The 16599-nt window shown below is 63.6% G+C and carries 15 protein-coding genes and 2 tRNA genes; 11 read left to right on the forward strand and 6 right to left on the reverse strand.

Annotation, left to right across the window (positions count from 1 at the left end; translation table 11 throughout):
- On the forward strand, nucleotides 1-1427 hold a 1427-nt coding region (locus ACQKQA_RS21585; RefSeq protein ID WP_427562136.1), incomplete at its 5' end, for a tetratricopeptide repeat protein.
- A 163-nt stretch (nucleotides 1428-1590) separates the two neighbouring features.
- Here the strand turns inward: ACQKQA_RS21585 and soxR are convergent.
- Nucleotides 1591-2076 carry a redox-sensitive transcriptional activator SoxR gene (gene soxR, locus ACQKQA_RS21590; protein WP_427562138.1) on the reverse strand — a complete coding sequence of 162 codons (486 nt, stop codon included), beginning with the start codon at nucleotides 2074-2076 and terminating at the stop codon, nucleotides 1591-1593.
- Nucleotides 2077-2171: 95 nt separating this feature from the next.
- Between soxR and ACQKQA_RS21595 the strand changes: the two genes are divergently transcribed.
- From ACQKQA_RS21595 to ACQKQA_RS21605, 3 genes are all read left to right on the forward strand, one after another.
- Nucleotides 2172-3368 (forward strand): efflux RND transporter periplasmic adaptor subunit, encoded by a 1197-nt coding sequence (locus ACQKQA_RS21595; RefSeq protein WP_427562141.1) that lies wholly within the window; start codon nucleotides 2172-2174, stop codon nucleotides 3366-3368.
- A 12-nt stretch (nucleotides 3369-3380) separates the two neighbouring features.
- Nucleotides 3381-6560, forward strand: a complete 3180-nt coding sequence (locus ACQKQA_RS21600) for an efflux RND transporter permease subunit (protein WP_427562144.1) — start codon at nucleotides 3381-3383, stop codon at nucleotides 6558-6560.
- Between the two features lie 71 nt (nucleotides 6561-6631).
- The gene (locus ACQKQA_RS21605; RefSeq protein ID WP_427562147.1) at nucleotides 6632-6847 is read left to right on the forward strand and encodes a DUF3079 domain-containing protein; all 216 of its coding nucleotides are present in this window, start codon (nucleotides 6632-6634) and stop codon (nucleotides 6845-6847) included.
- Between the two features lie 17 nt (nucleotides 6848-6864).
- Here ACQKQA_RS21605 and ACQKQA_RS21610 read toward each other — a convergent pair whose 3' ends face one another.
- The 4 genes from ACQKQA_RS21610 to ACQKQA_RS21625 form a co-directional block, all read right to left on the reverse strand.
- On the reverse strand, nucleotides 6865-7698 hold the full coding sequence (locus tag ACQKQA_RS21610; protein WP_427562149.1) for an enoyl-CoA hydratase/isomerase family protein: 834 nt from the start codon (nucleotides 7696-7698) through the stop codon (nucleotides 6865-6867).
- Between the two features lie 123 nt (nucleotides 7699-7821).
- Nucleotides 7822-9300 (reverse strand): methylenetetrahydrofolate reductase C-terminal domain-containing protein, encoded by a 1479-nt coding sequence (locus ACQKQA_RS21615; protein WP_427562151.1) that lies wholly within the window; start codon nucleotides 9298-9300, stop codon nucleotides 7822-7824.
- Between the two features lie 317 nt (nucleotides 9301-9617).
- A complete protein-coding gene (locus ACQKQA_RS21620) occupies nucleotides 9618-10556 on the reverse strand; it encodes a LysR family transcriptional regulator (RefSeq protein ID WP_427562154.1) in 939 nt (312 codons plus the stop codon).
- 45 nt (nucleotides 10557-10601) lie between these two features.
- On the reverse strand, nucleotides 10602-11576 hold the full coding sequence (locus ACQKQA_RS21625) for a quinone oxidoreductase family protein (protein ID WP_427562157.1): 975 nt from the start codon (nucleotides 11574-11576) through the stop codon (nucleotides 10602-10604).
- Nucleotides 11577-11956: 380 nt separating this feature from the next.
- On the opposite strand from ACQKQA_RS21625, the gene ACQKQA_RS21630 reads away from it, so the two are divergent.
- From ACQKQA_RS21630 to ACQKQA_RS21640, 3 genes are all read left to right on the forward strand, one after another.
- A tRNA-Cys gene (locus tag ACQKQA_RS21630) sits at nucleotides 11957-12030 on the forward strand.
- Between the two features lie 313 nt (nucleotides 12031-12343).
- On the forward strand, nucleotides 12344-12760 hold the full coding sequence (locus tag ACQKQA_RS21635; protein ID WP_427562160.1) for a fascin domain-containing protein: 417 nt from the start codon (nucleotides 12344-12346) through the stop codon (nucleotides 12758-12760).
- A 596-nt stretch (nucleotides 12761-13356) separates the two neighbouring features.
- Nucleotides 13357-13818 carry a GNAT family N-acetyltransferase gene (locus ACQKQA_RS21640; RefSeq protein ID WP_427562162.1) on the forward strand — a complete coding sequence of 154 codons (462 nt, stop codon included), beginning with the start codon at nucleotides 13357-13359 and terminating at the stop codon, nucleotides 13816-13818.
- A gap of 183 nt (nucleotides 13819-14001) precedes the next feature.
- On the opposite strand, the gene ACQKQA_RS21645 is transcribed toward ACQKQA_RS21640, so the two are convergent.
- On the reverse strand, nucleotides 14002-14388 hold the full coding sequence (locus ACQKQA_RS21645) for a hypothetical protein (RefSeq protein WP_427562165.1): 387 nt from the start codon (nucleotides 14386-14388) through the stop codon (nucleotides 14002-14004).
- A gap of 231 nt (nucleotides 14389-14619) precedes the next feature.
- Between ACQKQA_RS21645 and ACQKQA_RS21650 the strand changes: the two genes are divergently transcribed.
- The 4 genes from ACQKQA_RS21650 to ACQKQA_RS21665 all read left to right on the forward strand — a co-directional run bounded on the left by ACQKQA_RS21650 (nucleotide 14620) and on the right by ACQKQA_RS21665 (nucleotide 16405).
- A complete protein-coding gene (locus tag ACQKQA_RS21650; protein ID WP_427562168.1) occupies nucleotides 14620-14841 on the forward strand; it encodes a hypothetical protein in 222 nt (73 codons plus the stop codon).
- Nucleotides 14842-15169: 328 nt separating this feature from the next.
- Nucleotides 15170-15256, forward strand: a tRNA-Leu gene (locus ACQKQA_RS21655).
- 273 nt (nucleotides 15257-15529) lie between these two features.
- Complete coding sequence (locus ACQKQA_RS21660; RefSeq protein ID WP_427562170.1) at nucleotides 15530-15829, forward strand: excalibur calcium-binding domain-containing protein; 300 nt, start codon at nucleotides 15530-15532, stop codon at nucleotides 15827-15829.
- Between the two features lie 162 nt (nucleotides 15830-15991).
- A complete protein-coding gene (locus tag ACQKQA_RS21665; protein WP_427562173.1) occupies nucleotides 15992-16405 on the forward strand; it encodes a DoxX family protein in 414 nt (137 codons plus the stop codon).
- Nucleotides 16406-16599 lie beyond the last annotated feature (194 nt).

Consider the following 16599-nt stretch of genomic DNA (forward strand, 5'->3'; position numbering starts at 1 on the left):
CCCGTCTGCAGGAACAGCTCTTTGCCCTCGGCAACCCTTATTCCGGGCTATGGCGCCTGGCACCTGACGAGCCGCGCTTGCATTACGAGCTTGCCGGTTTATCGCTGCCGCTGATGGTGGGGCAATGGAAGTTAACGGCGTTCGAGCCGGCCGATAAGCGAGACTCCAGCGCGCGCGTGCGCTATACCCAGGCGCTGGTGAACGGTCCTCTCAGCGTCGAGGTTTCGGTGTATTACGACGAAACACAGCGCGGACGGGATGCAACCCAGCGCCAGGAGTCGCTCAAGCGCTATCAGGGGACGCCCGCCAATCAAGCACGTATGTCGGCAATGCCTGATCTACCCTTCGGCGGCCTGACGTCAGTCAAAGGCGGAGCGCAATGGGAGGACGCGGGCGAACGAGGTTTCAAGGGCATCTGGACGGTACTCAATGGTGACTGGCACCTGCACGTTGCCGTCGAGTTCGCTTTGCAGGACGAGGCCCAGGCCATAGAACAACTGGGCCAGTTGTTCGCAACCCTGCAATGGCAGGGCGAGCATCCGTTGTTCCGTGAGCGCACCCTGGCCGAGCAGGACCGGGCAATCGACGAGCACTGGGCGACTCCGGGGGGCTGGTCCAAGGCCGGCGAGCTGGCGCAACAGGCGCTGCCTGACGCGTTCTTTGCATTGGAAGTCGCCCGCTTGAATACCTTTGTCGGCGTGTCGCAGTACCGGCGCGGTGCCCTGGAGGACGCACGCCGTTCGCTGGAGCAGGCACTGTCCGCCTGGGAGTACAGCGGCGGCGATCCCGACGGCGGGATCTACCAGACTGCGCTGGACTATGCCGCGGACATTGCCTATCGCCAAGGTCGGAGCCGCGAGGCCATTGCCTTGAACAGGGCCTTGCTCGATTGGCAACAGAGCGATGCCCTATGGGGGTGGGGGATACCTGAAGGCGGCAAGGCCCTGGTCAACAGAGCGACGGGCATGCAATTACCCATGCGTGTGGGCACCTACCGCCTGAGCTATGGCGCCGCCAATCGTTTCTACTACGAGAATTTGCAGACAGGGGGGCAACTGGGCCTGAGCGCGGGCCTGGAGGTGTCCTCCGACGACGAGCTCGAGTCGACGCTGCGTCGCTTCATGGCCGACACGCTGCAACTGCAAGCGGGACGTTTGCGCAAGACGACCTTTGTGCCCCGGTCGGTCCAGCATCAGGCTGCGCCGGTAGCCGGCCGCAAATGGGTGTTCGACGTAACGCCGGGGATAGGGGACAAGGGTGAGGCCGATGTGGACCCGATCACTGGCGCCCAACGGGCAACGCCGACAGGCATGGCGTTCTGGATCGTGGATCGTAAAGGCCAGCGGTCATTGCTGCGGGCACCGATCATGCGCGCAGGCCAAACCGAGACCGAGGCCAACCAGATTGCGCAGGCGTTGTCCTGGTAGCGTGGGATGAGGTGCCGACCACGCGTACGCCGGCGGGCTGCGCCTCTCTGTGCTGATTGCAGCAAGCAGCCCTTAAAGCCGAGGGCGTCTGCAGTGGGTGTTGCTGGCCGACGTGTCGGCCAGGAACATCGCCCCTTGGGGCCAGCCGGCACCACCCTTGGGATCAATCGGCCTCCTGGCCGCCGCCGATGACGATTTTCTGGTCCCCCAGCCAGCGGCGGGCGCCGCAGCCATTGCGCGAGTAGATGTCCTCGGGGTTGTTGAGCTGGCAGTGCTCCAGCGACATGCAACCGCAGCCGATGCATTCCTCCAGGCTCATGTTCAACCGCTCAAGTTCGGCGATGCGCTGCTGCACCCGGGTTTTCCAGGTGGCGGTCAGGCGCCGCCAGTCCTCGCCCGCCGGCGCCGTGTTCAGGGGCAGGCCGGTCAGTTGCTGGATGATCTCATCGAGGGAGAAACCGATGCGCTGGGCGAACACCACGTAGGCGATCCGGCGCAGCACCGAGCGCGGGTAGCGGCGGTGGCCGCTGCCGATGCGTATCGAGTGGAGCAGGCCGCGGGACTCGTAGAAACGCAGCGCCGAGGCCATGACGCCGCTGCGCCGTGCGACCTCGGTGATGGTCAGGAGCGATTCGCTGGAGTGGTTCATGGGCCCTCCGAAGGGGCTTTACTTAAAGTTGGCTTTAACTTTTATAGTCCGCCTGCCAATAAATCAACACTCTGGTGCAGCGGGGGTCCACGTTCATGAATCGAATTCGCCGAATGCTCGGTCGAGGCTGTTGTTCCACCCACCGGCTGGGCGCGCTGTGCGTGCTGCTGGCGCTGGGCGGCTGTAACGATAAGGGCGAACCGGCGGCCGCCGCGGCGCCAGTGGTCGAGGTCACGACCGTGAGCCTGCAGCCGGTGCGCGAGTGGGACCTGTTCAACGGCCGCCTGAGTGCGGTCGACGCCGTCGACCTGCGGCCGCGGGTCAGCGGTTATGTCGAGCGCATCGCCTTCCGCGAGGGCGATGAGGTGCAGAAGGGCCAGACCCTGTTCGTCATCGACCCGCGGCCGTACCGCGAGGCGCTGGCCAGTGCCCAGGCGCGTCTGGCCCGGGCCCGCGCCGCGGTAAGGCTGGCCACCGAGCAGGATCGCCGCGGCCAGGCGCTGGTCAAGCAGGCCGCGCTGTCCCGGGAGGAGGGCGACATCCGCAGCGCCACCCTGGCCCAGGGGGTGGCGGACGTGAATGCCGCCGTCGCCGAGGTGGCCACGGCGCAGCTCAACCTGGACTTCACCCAGGTCCGCGCGCCGTTTTCCGGGCGCGTCGGCCGCGCCATGCTGACCCTCGGCAACCTGGCCCAGGCCGACCAGAGCGTGTTGACTCGTATCGTGTCCCAGGACCCGATGTACGTGTATTTCGACGCCGACGAGCAGAGCCTGCTGCGCTACATCGAGCAGACCGGCGCCGGGCGGCGGCCGGGGGTGGCCAATACCGTGCGTGTCGGCCTGGCCAACGACATCGGCACCTTCCCCCTGACCGGCACCGTGGACTTCCTGGACAACCAGGTCGACCCCGCCACCGGCACCATCCGCGTGCGCGCGGTGCTGGCCAACCCCGAGCGCAAGCTGACCGCGGGGCTGTTCGCCCGGGTACGCCTCGAGGGCGCCAGCGAGACCCGCGCCCTGCTGATCGACGACCGCGCGGTGCTGACCGACCAGGACCGCAAATACGTGTACGTCGTCGGAGACAACAACCAGGCCCTGCGCAAGGACGTGACCCTCGGCCGCCAGCTGGATGGCCGGCGGGTGATCAGTTCGGGGCTGGCGGCCGGCGACCGGGTGGTGCTCAACGGTGCGCAGAAGATCTACTTCTCCGGCATGGCGGTGGAGCCCAGGGAAAACCCCGCGCCCGACCGCCAGGCGTCTGCCGCTAGCCCCAAACCCCAGTTGGCACAGTGACGGAGAGCGGATATGGATTTCTCGAAATTCTTCATCGACCGGCCGATCTTCGCCATCGTGCTGTCGATCATCATCTTTGCCCTGGGCCTGATCGCCATCCCGGTGCTGCCTTCGGGGGAATACCCCGAGGTGGTGCCGACCAGCGTGGTGGTGCGCGCCACCTATCCGGGGGCCAATCCCAAGGAGATCGCCGAGTCGGTCGCCGTGCCCCTGGAAGAGGCGATCAACGGCGTCGAGGGGATCATGTACATGAAGTCGGTGGCCGGTTCCGACGGCAGCCTGGCGGTGAGCATCACCTTCGTCCCGGGCGTGGATCCGGACACCGCCGCGGTGCGCGTGCAGAACCGCGTGAGCCAGGCGCTGTCGCGGCTGCCCGAAGAGGTGCGGCAGTATGGCGTGACCACCCAGAAGCAATCGCCGACGCCGCTGATGTACGTCAGCCTGCTGTCCCCGGACAACCGCTACGACTCGCTGTACCTGCGCAATTACCTGACCCTGCACGTCAAGGACGAGCTGTCGCGGCTGTCCGGCATCGGCAATGTCGGGGTCTACGGTTCGGGCGACTACGCGATGCGCGTCTGGCTCGATCCCAACAGCCTGTCCGCCCGTGGGCTGACCGCGGCCGACGTGGTGAACGCCATCCGCGAGCAGAACGTGCAGGTCTCGGCCGGGCAACTGGGCGCCGAACCTTCGCCCCAGGGCGCCGACTTCCTGGTGCCGATCAACGTGCGCGGGCGCTTGCGCAGCGAGCAGGAGTTCGCCGGGATCGTCCTCAAGAGCGGCGCCGACGGGCAACTGGTGCGCCTGTCGGACGTGGCCCGGGTCGAACTCGGCGCGGGGGACTACACCCTGCGCGCACGGCTGGATGACCGCAACCAGGCGACGGTGGGCATCTTCCTCTCGCCGGGGGCCAACGCGCTGCAGGTGGCCGACGCGGTCTACGCCAAGCTCGACGAACTGGCCGAGCGCTTCCCCGAAGGGGTGGCCTACAAGGCCGTGTGGGACCCGACGGTGTTCGTCAGGGACTCGATCAGCGCGGTGCAGCACACGCTGATGGAGGCGGTGGTGTTGGTGGTGCTGGTGGTGATCCTGTTCCTGCAGACCTGGCGCGCTTCGATCATCCCGCTGATCGCGGTGCCGGTGTCGGTGATCGGCACCTTCGCCTGGCTGTACCTCCTGGGCTATTCGATCAACACCCTGACCCTGTTCGGCCTGGTGCTGGCCATCGGCATCGTGGTCGACGACGCCATCGTGGTGGTGGAAAACGTCGAGCGCTTCATCGAGCAGGGCCACGCCCCGCGGGAGGCGGCGCACCGGGCGATGAAGGAGGTGTCCGGGCCGATCATCGCCATTGCCCTGGTGCTGTGCGCGGTGTTCATTCCCATGACCTTCCTCTCGGGCGTCACCGGCCAGTTCTACAAACAGTTCGCGGTGACCATCGCCATTTCCACGGTGATTTCGGCGATCAACTCCCTGACCCTGTCGCCGGCCCTGGCGGCCAAGCTGTTCCGGCCCCACGGCGCGCCGCAGGATTGGCTGGAGCGGGGCATCCAGCGGGTGTTCGGGCGTTTCTTCCGCGCCTTCAACGCGGTCTTCAAACGTCGTTCCGACGGGTACCACGGCCTGGTGGCCTACAGCCTGGGCCGGCGCGGCGGGGTGTTTTTCGTCTATGCCGTGCTGCTGGTCGGCACCGCCTGGATGTTCAATATCGTGCCCGGCGGCTTTATCCCGACCCAGGACAAGCTCTATCTGTTCGCCGGCGCCAAGCTGCCGGAAGGCGCCTCGCTGGCCCGCACCGACGCGGTGACCCAGGAGCTGATCGAGGCCGCGCGCTCGGTGGAAGGGGTGGACATGGTGCCGGCCTTCAGCGGCCTGAATGCCTTGCAGTCGGTGAACACGCCGAACGTGATGGCGGCCTACGTCATCCTCAAGCCGTTCGACCAGCGCCAGCGCGGCGCGGTGGAGATCAACGCCGAACTCAACGCCAGGCTGGCGCAGGTCCACGAAGGTTTTGCCTATGCGCTGTTGCCGCCGCCGATCCAGGGGCTGGGCAATGGCTCGGGGTATTCGCTGTACCTCGAAGACCGCGCGGGCCTGGGCTACGGCGCCCTGCAGAACGCCTTGAGCGCCTTCCAGGCGGCGGTGGCGCAGACCCCGGGCATGAGTTACCCGGTCAGTTCCTACCAGGCCAATATTCCGCAGTTGGAGGTGCAGGTGGACCGGGTCAAGGTCAAGGCCCAGGGGGTGTCGCTGAGCGATCTGTTCAATACCCTGCAGACCTACCTGGGGTCGGTCTATGTCAATGACTTCAACCTGTTCGGTCGGGTCTACCGGGTCATGGCCCAGGCCGACAGCTCTTATCGGCAGACCGCCGAGGACATCGCCGGCCTGCGGGTGCGCAACGACCGGGGCGAGATGGTGCCCCTGGGCGCGATGATCAGCGTGACCCCCAGCTACGGCCCCGACCCGGTGGTGCGCTACAACGGCTACCCGGCCGCGGACCTGATCGGCGACTCCGATCCCAAGCAACTGTCGTCGGGGCAGGTGATCGCCAAGCTGGAGGAAATCGCCGCGCGGGTGCTGCCGCGGGGCATCACCCTGGAATGGACCGACCTGAGCTACCAGCAGGTCAGCCAGAGCCACGCGGCGGCAGTGGTGTTCCCGTTGGCGGTGATGCTGGTGTTCCTGGTGCTCGCCGCGCTGTACGAGAGCTGGACCCTGCCCCTGGCGGTGATCCTCATCGTCCCGGTGTGCATGCTCGCGGCCCTGTCCGGGGTGTGGCTCAGCGGCGGCGACAACAACGTCTTCGTCCAAGTCGGGCTGGTGGTGCTGATGGGGCTGGCCTGCAAGAACGCGATCCTGATCGTCGAGTTCGCCCGGGAACTGGAGCTCCAGGGCCAGGGCGTCATCGAGGCTGCTCTGGAGGCCTGCCGGCTGCGCCTGCGGCCGATCATCATGACCTCGGTGGCGTTCATTGCCGGTTCCGTGCCGCTGCTGATCGGCACCGGCGCCGGCAGCGAGATCCGCCGGGCCACCGGGGTCGCGGTGTTCTCCGGGATGCTCGGGGTGACGATCTTCGGCCTGTTCCTGACCCCGGTGTTCTACGTCGCCTTGCGCAAGCTGGCGCTGCGCTTCCAGCCGGCCGCCACGGTGCAGCAGGCGGCCCATGGCGCCGGGGCGGGCGAATCTTGACCCCGGTCAAGGGCGTTTCCCGGCGGGCGTTGTAGCGTGGAGACCCTCTCCATTGCCGCCCGGGGAACGCCATGGCCAAGAACTTTCCCATCAGCCCCAAGCATCCCGAACGCATCTGCTGGGGCTGCGACCGCTACTGCGCGGCCAATGCCCTGGCCTGCGGCAACGGCGCGGACCGCACCATGCACCCGGCCGAGATGCTCGGCGACGATTGGTACCTGCACGGCGACTGGGGTTTCGAGCCGCCGATCGCCTCGGACAAGAAAGCGGAGCAGGGGCCGTCCTGAGGGAGAGCCCCGGTGCTTTAGTCTTTGACCAGCCCCGGGGTCTGGGCCGGCACGTCGCCGCGCAGGTCCGGGTGGTCGCGTTCGCGGAAGCGGCGCAGGCCTTCCTGGGTTTCCGCCTGGTGGATGGAGCGGTTGAAACACTCGGCCTCGATGCGCAGCCCCTCGGCCAGGGGCTGGCCGTAGCCGCGCAGGGCGGCTTCCTTGTCCGAGCGCATGGCGGGTTGGGGCAGGGTGCAGAGCAGGCGCGCCAGTTCCAGCGCCCGCTCCAGTGCGCGACCCTTGGCCACCACCTCGTTGACCAGGCCGATCGCCAGCGCTTCGTGGGCGCAGATGACCTTGCCGGTGAGGATCAGCTCCAGCGCCCGACCCATGCCGACGATGCGCGGCAGGCGCTGGGTGCCGCCATCGGCCAGGCCGATGTTCCAGCGGCGGCAGGTGACGCCGAAGGACGCGTGTTCCTCGGCGATGCGCATGTCGGCAAAGCAGGCCCACTCCAGGCCGCCGGCGTAGGCCACGCCGTTCACCGCGGCGATCACCGGTTTGTAGATGTCCGTCCAGCGGCTGGGGCCGATGATCCCGGGGCGCTCGCCGCGATTGTGCGCGGCGATCTCCTCAGGGCTGGAGGGCACCAGCTTCTCCGCGGCCTTGAGGTCGCCGCCGGCGCAGAACGCCTGGTCGCCGGCGCCGGTGATAATGGCCACCAATGCCTCTGGGTCGTCGCGAAAGCGGCCCCAGGCCTCGATCAGCTCCAGGTGGGTGGTGGGGCCGATGCAATTGCGTTGCTCGGGCCGGTTGAAACGGATGATCCTGATCGGCCCCTGGATTTCGTAGTCGATTTCGGTAAATGCCATGAGCGCCGCACCTCCTGTGCTGGGTGAGGGATGTTGAGTGCTGGGTCCGGGCTGCGGACGCGGGCACGACAGGGCGAGTGTAGACCCTGGGGTTGCCGCTCTCCCCTGGAGCGGCAGAGGGATTCACTCCGGTTTCTTGTCTGGCAGCGGCGCCTGTGCCGCTGACGACGCGCCATCGAACCAGCGAGGCCAGGAGCTGCGATGGCGGCTGCCCGCCTCCACGCAGGGGATCAAGCGCTCGGTGAGCACGGCGGTCTGGCCCACCGTCTTGGCGGTGCGGTACTTGATGCCGTGGATGCATTCACGGTCGCCGAACTCGCAGCGGTTGAGCGAGGTGCCGCCGCAGGGGCCGTTGGCCAGCCCCTTGGGGCAGGTCTCGGGGCAGATGTAGAGGGTGTCTTCCAGGCGGCAGTTGCCACAGGTATCGCAGCCCAGCACCGGCCTTTTCAGGCCGCGCTCCAGGCGATGCAGCCAGCGCGCGCCGGTCGCGGTCGACCAGACCGGGCGGCGCACGGCCCAGCCGAACGCCCGGCTCGCCCAGGTGGTGCGGCTGAACAGCAGCGAGTGAAAGCCGTGGAGCAGCCGATAGCGCGCCTGCTCCTGGGGCGAGGCGCTGACGCTGGACTCACCCAGCCGCCAGTTCGCGTCGGGAGGGTTGAAGGTCACCGCGGGTAGTCCGGGCATCCGCCAGCTGGCTTCCCAGGCCGGGGCCCATTGCTCCAGGGACTGCAATTGGGGCTGCCAGGTGCTGATCGCCTGTTCGAGGGCGAGCAGTTGCTCCAGGTCGTGGATGCCCGACAGGTTGATGCCGGCGTAGCCCATCAGGCGCAGGCCGATGACCTGCAGGGCCAGGCGGTTGACGCTGCGTTCCCGGGCGTAGTTTTTGGAGACGGCGGCCTCGGCGTCCACCAGCGCGCGCATGGAGGGCGTGACTACCACTCCCGCTACATGCTCGAGCATCCTGGCGCGGCCCTGGGTCAGCGCCAGGATGCAGGCGATCAGCGGCTTGGGGTTGGGCTGACGCTTCATCCAGGCCATGGCTTCGAGGTGTTTTTGCGCGTCGAAGCCCAGTTGCAACATGAAGCAGTCGGCGCCCGCGGCGAGCTTCTTCTCGGCCTTGAAATACTGGGCGCCGCCTTCCTCCTCGCGGTACTTGAAGGGGTTCAGGGCCGCCGCCAGCCACCAGTGGGGACGGGCCTGGCGGACGATCTGCAGGGCGGCCACCGATTCCAGGTAGCGCACCGGGCGCTCGCCGGGCCGATGGCCGGGCAGGCGGTCGCCGCTGAGCAGCAGGAGCTGATCCACGCCAGCGGCGTCCATGCGCGGCAGTTGGGCGAGCAGGTCCCGGCGTTCGCGGTCCTTGCCGGAGAAGTGCAGCAGTGCCGGGACGGGGCGCTCGAGGCTGTGAAAGGCGTCCAGCGGCGACATATCGAGGGGGCTGCCGACCCGGTCGGCAATGGCCAGGGTCAGGGGCCAGCCGCACAGCTGCGAGCGGGCCATGAGCGCTGCGACGGCGGAGAAGCGTTGCGCGCTGGGCTTGGGCACGAATTCCATGATGCAGACGAAGGTTTTGTCGCACAGCGCCTTTTGCAGGAGGGTCATGGGGCGGGGCACCGGTTCAGGTCAGAGGGCGATTCTGCAGCAGGATGCTCCGGCGCGCCTGTCTGAATGCGTAGGGAACTGCTCTGAAAGAGACACCGGAGCTCGGCACGCAGTCGATAGCGGCCAGTCGGGGTTCTGCTCTTACAGCGGGGCATGTTGTGCAGGCTTCTGTAGGCGCGAGCGGGCGGCGATCCGACGTGCTCGAGATGGCGTCAGCTCTGGCGCTGCATTTTTTTGGACGGGGGTACATATCCGTTGCTGCGGTCGCGGCGGCTGACGGTTCCGCTCTTGCAGCCAGCCCTTTCAAGGGCTGGTGCTTAGAGCGGATCCTGGGGTTGCATGTCCCAAGGCGCGCCCTGGGCAAAACGCGCCTCGATCCACTGCTTGAAGGCCAGGGTGCTGGCGCTGGCGAAGCGCGCCGAAGGGCGTAGCAGAAAGATTCCCGAGTCGCTGTCCAGTTGCCACTGCGGCAGCACCCTGACCAGCTGCCCCGACGCCAGGTCCTGGTTCATCAGCCAGTCGCCGCCGGCGAGGATGCCGACCCCGGCCCGGGCGGCGGCCAGCAGCGCTTCGTTGTCGTTGCTCTGCAGGCTGCCCTGGATACGCACGGTGGCCAGCTCGCCCTGGCGGGTCAGGCGCCAGTCGGGCCAGGAGCGCAGGCCGGTGAAACCCAGGCAGTTGTGGTTGGCGAGGTCGGTGGGGGCCTGCGGTACGCCATGGCGTTGCAGGTAGGCGGGGGCGGCGCAGAGGATGCGTTGGTGGGCGCAGAGCTTGCGTGCCACCAGCTGGCTGTCGGCCAGTTCGCCGATGCGGATCGCCGCGTCGAAGCCTTCGCCGACGATGTCGACGAAACGGTCGGAATACTCGGTCTCCAACGCCACGTCCGGATGGGCCAGGGCGAACTCGGCGAGGAGCGGGCTGAGCCAGCGCCGGCCCATGGCGGCCGGCAGGGCCAGGCGCAGCCGGCCACGGATCTGCGCGGCGCCCCGGGACGCCTCGTGTTCGGCGTCGCTGATCAGGCCCGCGGCGTGGCGCAGGCGTTCGGCCAAACGCGCGCCCTCGTCGGTGAAGCGCAGTTGCCGGGTGGTGCGCTGCACCAGGCGAATGCCCAGGCGGCTTTCCAGCGCCGCCAGGCGCTTGGACAGCACCGAGGGGTGGCGCTGCAGGGCCCGGCCCGCGGCGGCGAAGGAGCCGTGCTCGAAGAGTGCCAGCAAGGTGGCGAGTTCATCGGCCTGGCGGCTGTCGAACAGATCCATGGGCCTGGGGTGCCTCGTCGTGGAGCCAAAAAGGAAGGATCGGCCTCAAGGTATCAGCACAATGGCTCCTTGCGCCCGTCCGGCGTGCAGATCGGCATGGGCCCTGGCCACCTCGGCCAAAGGATAACGCTGCCAGATCCGCGGCTGGATGATACCCGCGGCGCAGGCGGCGAGCACATCGGCAGCACGCATCTGGTACTCGCTCGCCGTGGCGGTGTGGGCGGCCAGGGACGGGCGAGTGAGGAACAGTGAACCCTTGGCATTGAGGGTGCCGACCGTCACCGGCTCCGGCGCGCCCGATGCCGCGCCGAAGGACACCAGCACGCCCCGGGGCCGCAGGCTGTCGAGGGATGCCTCGAAGGACTGCCGGCCGACGGAGTCGTACACCACATCGACCTTGTGTCCCTGGGTGGCCTCAAGCACCTGTTGGGCCAGGGTCTGGGCATCGAACACCAGCACCGTGTCGCAGCCGGCGGCGCGGGCCCGCTCGACGCTCTGCGGCTTGGACACCACCCCGATCACCGTGGCGCCCAGGTGCTTGGCCCAGGGCACCATCAACTGGCCCAGGGCCCCGGCCGCGCCGTAGAGCAGCACCCGGGTGCCCGGGCCGACGGGGTAGGTGGTCTTGAGCAGGTACTGGGCAGTGATGCCCTTGAACAGCAGCGCCGCGGCGGCGTCCGAGGCCAGTTCCGGCGGCAGCTTGACCAGGCGCTCGGCCGGATACAGCCGGGCGCTGGCATAGGCGCCCAGGGGCCCGGTGGCATAGGCGACCCGGTCGCCCACCTGGACCTGGGTGACGCCGGCCCCGACCGCCTTGACCAGCCCCGCGCCCTCCAGGCCGAGTGCGGAGGGCAGGGGAATCGGTACGGCGCCGCTGCGCTGGCTGAGGTCCAGCGGGTTGACGCCGATGGCCGTCTGTTCCAGCCACACCTCGCCGGGCCCGGGGATCTGGGCCTGAAACGCTTCGAACCGCAGGACCTGAGGGGCGCCGACTTCGTGCAAGGTTACGCGGGTGTTCATGCTCGATCTCCTTGGAAACTGGGGGTAGGGAGATGAGGATAGGGATGTGCTGACGGGGCAACAATTATGCTTGTCTGCAGTGGACTGCTGCATAAAGTGCAGTAATAGGCTGGGTAACTCCGGTGCAGGCCAGGCTTGCCCATAGGCGCGGCTTTCCGGGCCGCTGCGTATCTCCGAGAAGTGCAGCATGGTTACTAAGATGTTGAATTATTTCATTTCTGTCCTTGACATGCCCTGCGAACAAGTCCAGAATTGCGTCCATTCCTGATTCAGGAACGCGAAAAACCACTTAGAATTCAAAGGGTTGGAAGCTAGATCAAATTCAAGTTTCCAGCTTCGAGTTGTACACCTTTGATGCAGTTGCAAGGCATCGAAAGTTTGGCCGAGTAGCAAAATGGTTATGCAGTGGATTGCAAATCCACCTACGCCGGTTCGATTCCGACCTCGGCCTCCAAACTGAAAACCCCGTAGATCAATGATCTACGGGGTTTTTTTATTGTCTGGAAAAAGCTTCGTTCGAGCGCCCCAAAATTTGGCTGGCCTGGCCAACGTCTTCGATTCATCACGATGGTTTTTGCTAAAAACAGGCTGCCCAGTCTCGCGTTCTAAATAAAAATAATGAAGTAACCAAGATGGTCTTTATGTCGATATGTTCTTGCCTTAAAAGGTACCTGGCTGAAAAATTTGACGGCTCCAGTATTTCTGCTTAGATGATAATCGCTGTACTTCGAATGCGTTGGATATCCATCTATCAAAAGGAGTTGAATATGAGCGAGAAGATTATGGTGCTAAAGGCGGATAATAATAAATATCTTAGCCGTATTAGCCGTGTTGGTGCTGAGCGTATTGAGGCGAGCAAGGCAGAAGCAGATGTTTATTGTCGTTTTGTCATGCATGACTTAAAGGGGAGTCGCATCACCCTGAAGGCTGATAATAATAAATATCTTGCTGTGGTAAAAGGCCCTGTAAGCTACATTGAGCCAATAAAGCTTGTTCCTGATGCGGATTGCGAGTTTGTTTTGGAGCGTGTGAGTGAATATAGGGTTTTGTTGAAGGCTGCTAATGGTAAGTATCTAAGCAGAAATGGTTCATATAATGCTATTGAGGCGAACAAGGTGGTGCCTGATGCCTCTTGTCAATTTATTGATACTATTTTGGTTTCTGCATTGGAGGCGGCCGAGTAATTTGTAGTTGTATTTTTTGTCAGGATAGGAGCGCACTGTGAGTGCCGGGCGCTCCTATTTTTGGGGGGGTATTATCATGGGTTCTTATGCAACTTGAGTCGACGAGTTGTCGGGGGGGCTAATCGATAGGGTGCCGAGTGAGGGTAATGTTCGTTGTTGTAGATGAATTTAGCCGCTCGCAGATTGTGAGCCCTCTGCACGAAAAAACAGCGATGACGAAAAAGATTTCCGCCTAGTCAATTGAAATGAAAGAAAGTACGTGCAGGACTGCAAGTCCGACTGCGATGACTCGATTCCGACCTAGGCCCCCAAACTGAAAACCCCGTGGATCGAGTGTCCAAGCAGCCGGCAGCTAGAGGTCAGTATTCCTCGGCACACGCTCTCGAGCCTCATCCCATCTGTTGTGCAACATGACTACCGCTTGTGCCAATAAAGCGAAATTTCTAGAATTTCGCCGCCGCTTGGCCGGATCAGCCATTCGGTTTCCATCCGCGAGAAAAGGAGGTGCCCTATGAACCAGATTCCAACGATGTTTCCGCCATTGAACCATCAACGTAATTCTGGAGGGGCGATCACTGCCCCGCGGAGAAACTCAAATGCGTACGTCTTACCCAGCGGTGCTTCTTACTCCTGTATCCACTCCCGATGAAGAAGCAGAATGTCGCGCTCTGCAAGTGCGCGACGAACAGATCGACTTTATAGCCAGCAACGCCGAATCGTTAGAGGAGGCAGCTGAATGTCCCTTGTGTGAACCGTTAGTGGTGCGCGCCGTGCAATCGGGGCAGATGGTCGGCTTCCTTATGCACGCCCTCGACCCGGACGATAACGGTCGCTGGCTCTATCGCCTGATGATCGACCGTCACTATCAAGGTTCAGGGTATGGGCGCGCCGCGTTGCGCGCGCTAGTCGCCTACCTGAGAGGGTTGCCCGGAGGTCCTGACATCACTTTGGGGGTCGCGCCGGAGAATATCGGGGCGCGCAATCTTTATGCCTCTGAGGGGTTTCTAGAGACGGGCGAGGTGCTCGATGGCGAGCTCGTGATGCGCCTGAGGACATAGTGTTTTCACTGGTGTCGATCGCTATCGACGTGTGAAGGATCGACTGAACAGAAACCCGGCCGCCGAGCCGGGTTTCTTATTGGGACATCCGCTACTTTCGCTTCCGCGGCCCGCGTGGAGAAACCGATGGGCCAATACAACGCCAAAGGCAATGATTGGCAGGTTTCCCGACTGGGCCGGGCCCTAAGATGCAATCAGATTGCGCATGCTGGGGCGGTTACTGAAACAGGTCGCGATTTCCTGGTAGGTATCGCCATCTGTTGCAGCCAGGAGTGTCCGTCCATCCTTCAGCGTGGCCAGAAATGTCACTTCGGTCTCGCGGCCTGCCAGTAGATAGCCGGCTATGGCCCCCAGGGGGCCAAGAAACAGGGCGCCCAGGACTCCAAGACCTATGGCTCTCTTCATATCCTTGTTGGATTCAGTATTTTCGACAGTCAGGTCTTTGAGTTCGGAGATGGGAAAGCTTTTCCCCATCAGCGGCTTGAGCGGTGTTTTAAGCGTGATGGTGCCATGTAGATACTCGCCATCGCCCTGGGGGAAGTCGCCTGAAAGCACGATGATCTTTGCCATCTGGAAGGGGTCCTAAGGCGATCATTGGGGCGGAATATTGCGCGCCATGGAGGATGGGGCGTCAATGAGTCAAGGACGATTGGCTGCACCATCGGTCTGCTGTCAGGCAGCATTCCTAGCGCCAGGTAAAGGTTTGCCGCAGTCCTGGTCGATGCCCATACCGCATGTCGTATTCAACGAACCCCCGCAGCCGGGCGCTTTCTACCGAACACACCCCCTGGAGAAGCGGCCATGTACGACGATACAAAGGCGCAGGCGTTTTCCGCCTTCCATGACTTGCTGATGAGCACCGAAGCCAGGATGGGGGCCCAGGAGCGGTACGACGAACTGTTGCGGCTCGTCGACCACTTTCGGGAGAAGGGGATCATCGATCTGGATGAGCGCAAGGCTTTGATCGAGGTGGCGACCGTCGCCTATGCGCGAGCAGTGGAGGGAGCGGGCCGCGATACCTAGGCGGCAAGCCCGCTATAAACCTTTTAAAATCAGATGGTTATGGTGTTTTTAGTGTGCTAACCTGCTGAAATATCTGGTTTTGTTGGTGGAAGGCAGATCTGTCTGCGTCGGGTCGTTTGCGACTACGATCGCCATTTATCAAAACCGCTCTGTAGGTCGATGATTTACGGAGCCTTTTTGTTTATGGCCGCGCTCGATATTCAGTCTTGAATTTGACGCCAGCGAACTTGCTTCGAGGGAAGGGGATGTATATATTTCTCCCCCTTGCCGCAAGGCACTGAAAGGACTCAGGCAATTCGAGCCCTCCAGATTGCAACACCGCGCTACCGCCCGAATGGCGAAACTGGTAGACGCATGGGACTTAAAATCCCCCGCTCGTAAGGGCGTGCCGGTTCGATTCCGGCTTCGGGCACCATCTATTCCAAGGGCTTGCACGGGTTCACCGGGCAGGCCCTTTGTGTTTCCGCTTCGCTCATTCCCATTCTGCTCTGCCATTCACTGGGCGGTGTCCTTGCCTGCTCCAGCCTTTGCTCGCGGATCCTGCCTTCACCAGGCAGCCGCGAAGCGCTGTTCTTTGTTCATGAAAACAACTCGTCCGCGCCAGACAGGCTGTGTGCGAAGCCGTGGTTTACGCTGGAAAGGATGCACCACGGGAATTCAAACGGTCTCTCATCACGGATGGCTCAACATGAAACTGATTTTGGTTGTGCTGGTTGTCGGCCTGTTGGCGTGGAAGTTGTTCCCTGGATTACAGCCCTGGGTCGAGGCTCGGCTGCCGAATCCAAGAGTCGCCTCTACGGTCACGACAGCACCTGGAGTTGTTTCGGTTCCAATCAAGGTTTCAGCCCCCATCAAATGTGATGGACGCCAATATTGTTCGCAGATGACCTCATGCGCAGAGGCCAAACAGTTTCTGCAGCATTGCCCTGGAATGAGGATGGATGGCGATAACGACGGAATACCCTGTGAGTCGCAGTGGTGCTGGTGATCGCTCGCCGCCCGAAAGTTGCGGCGAAGCTGTTGGCCGGTCAGGGGCTGCTATCAAGACAGGTCGCTTTCAGTAGAGGAACTACCCGCGCAGTTCGTTAGAGCATGGGTAACGCTTGAGGAGTGCTAAGGTGAAATTAACCCACCTCATAGGACGGCCATCATGCGATACACCCTGTTCGACAACCAGAGAGACGTCATCATCCTGTTGGCGCGCATTCTTCTGATGATTCTTTTCATCATGTCTGGCTGGAGCAAACTGACCGGTTTTGAAGGCACGGTGGGCTATCTGGCCTCCCTCGGTGCCCCGGTACCGCCAGTGGCCGCAGCGGTGGCTGTGATCATGGAATTTTTTGTCGCCATCGTGCTGGTGCTGGGTTTCTACACCCGGCCACTGGCGTTCCTGATGGCCTTGTTCGTGTTCGGCACCGCGCTGATGGGGCACCATTTCTGGACCATGGTTGATGCCGAACGCGCGGCCAACAGTGTCCAGTTCTTCAAGAACATGAGCATTGTCGGCGGAATGTTGCTGTTGAGCGTTACCGGCGCCGGCAAGTTCTCGGTGGATGGCCGCTGACGGCATTCAGGCCAGCGCCGTTCGCTTGAGTGCAGCGGCGCTGGAGTACCCCTCTCTTTTATTCCTTGGTTGAACTTCACCAGCGCACACCCCCAAGAAAATCTCGGTAGCGAGGCCGAGCACACTGGCTGTTGTGGAGCAGCGCGTGCCCGTTGGGTTTGGATGAGCCCAGCCCAGGCGATACACTTGCCCCG

This window comes from Pseudomonas sp. NPDC089530 (assembly GCF_050280705.1).
GTDB lineage: Bacteria > Pseudomonadota > Gammaproteobacteria > Pseudomonadales > Pseudomonadaceae > Aquipseudomonas.

Excerpts from the sequence above, each read along its gene's own strand:
- ACQKQA_RS21595 (WP_427562141.1), top strand. The coding sequence starts at position 2,172 with ATGAATCGAATTCGCCGAATGCTCGGTCGAGGCTGTTGTTCCACCCAC.
- ACQKQA_RS21645 (WP_427562165.1), bottom strand. The coding sequence starts at position 14,388 with ATGGCAAAGATCATCGTGCTTTCAGGCGACTTCCCCCAGGGCGATGGC.
- ACQKQA_RS21650 (WP_427562168.1), top strand. The coding sequence starts at position 14,620 with ATGTACGACGATACAAAGGCGCAGGCGTTTTCCGCCTTCCATGACTTG.
- ACQKQA_RS21665 (WP_427562173.1), top strand. The coding sequence starts at position 15,992 with ATGCGATACACCCTGTTCGACAACCAGAGAGACGTCATCATCCTGTTG.
- ACQKQA_RS21620 (WP_427562154.1), bottom strand. The coding sequence starts at position 10,556 with ATGGATCTGTTCGACAGCCGCCAGGCCGATGAACTCGCCACCTTGCTG.
- ACQKQA_RS21615 (WP_427562151.1), bottom strand. The coding sequence starts at position 9,300 with ATGACCCTCCTGCAAAAGGCGCTGTGCGACAAAACCTTCGTCTGCATC.
- ACQKQA_RS21625 (WP_427562157.1), bottom strand. The coding sequence starts at position 11,576 with ATGAACACCCGCGTAACCTTGCACGAAGTCGGCGCCCCTCAGGTCCTG.
- ACQKQA_RS21635 (WP_427562160.1), top strand. The coding sequence starts at position 12,344 with ATGAGCGAGAAGATTATGGTGCTAAAGGCGGATAATAATAAATATCTT.
- ACQKQA_RS21660 (WP_427562170.1), top strand. The coding sequence starts at position 15,530 with ATGAAACTGATTTTGGTTGTGCTGGTTGTCGGCCTGTTGGCGTGGAAG.
- ACQKQA_RS21610 (WP_427562149.1), bottom strand. The coding sequence starts at position 7,698 with ATGGCATTTACCGAAATCGACTACGAAATCCAGGGGCCGATCAGGATC.
- ACQKQA_RS21640 (WP_427562162.1), top strand. The coding sequence starts at position 13,357 with ATGCGTACGTCTTACCCAGCGGTGCTTCTTACTCCTGTATCCACTCCC.
- ACQKQA_RS21600 (WP_427562144.1), top strand. The coding sequence starts at position 3,381 with ATGGATTTCTCGAAATTCTTCATCGACCGGCCGATCTTCGCCATCGTG.
- soxR (WP_427562138.1), bottom strand. The coding sequence starts at position 2,076 with ATGAACCACTCCAGCGAATCGCTCCTGACCATCACCGAGGTCGCACGG.
- ACQKQA_RS21605 (WP_427562147.1), top strand. The coding sequence starts at position 6,632 with ATGGCCAAGAACTTTCCCATCAGCCCCAAGCATCCCGAACGCATCTGC.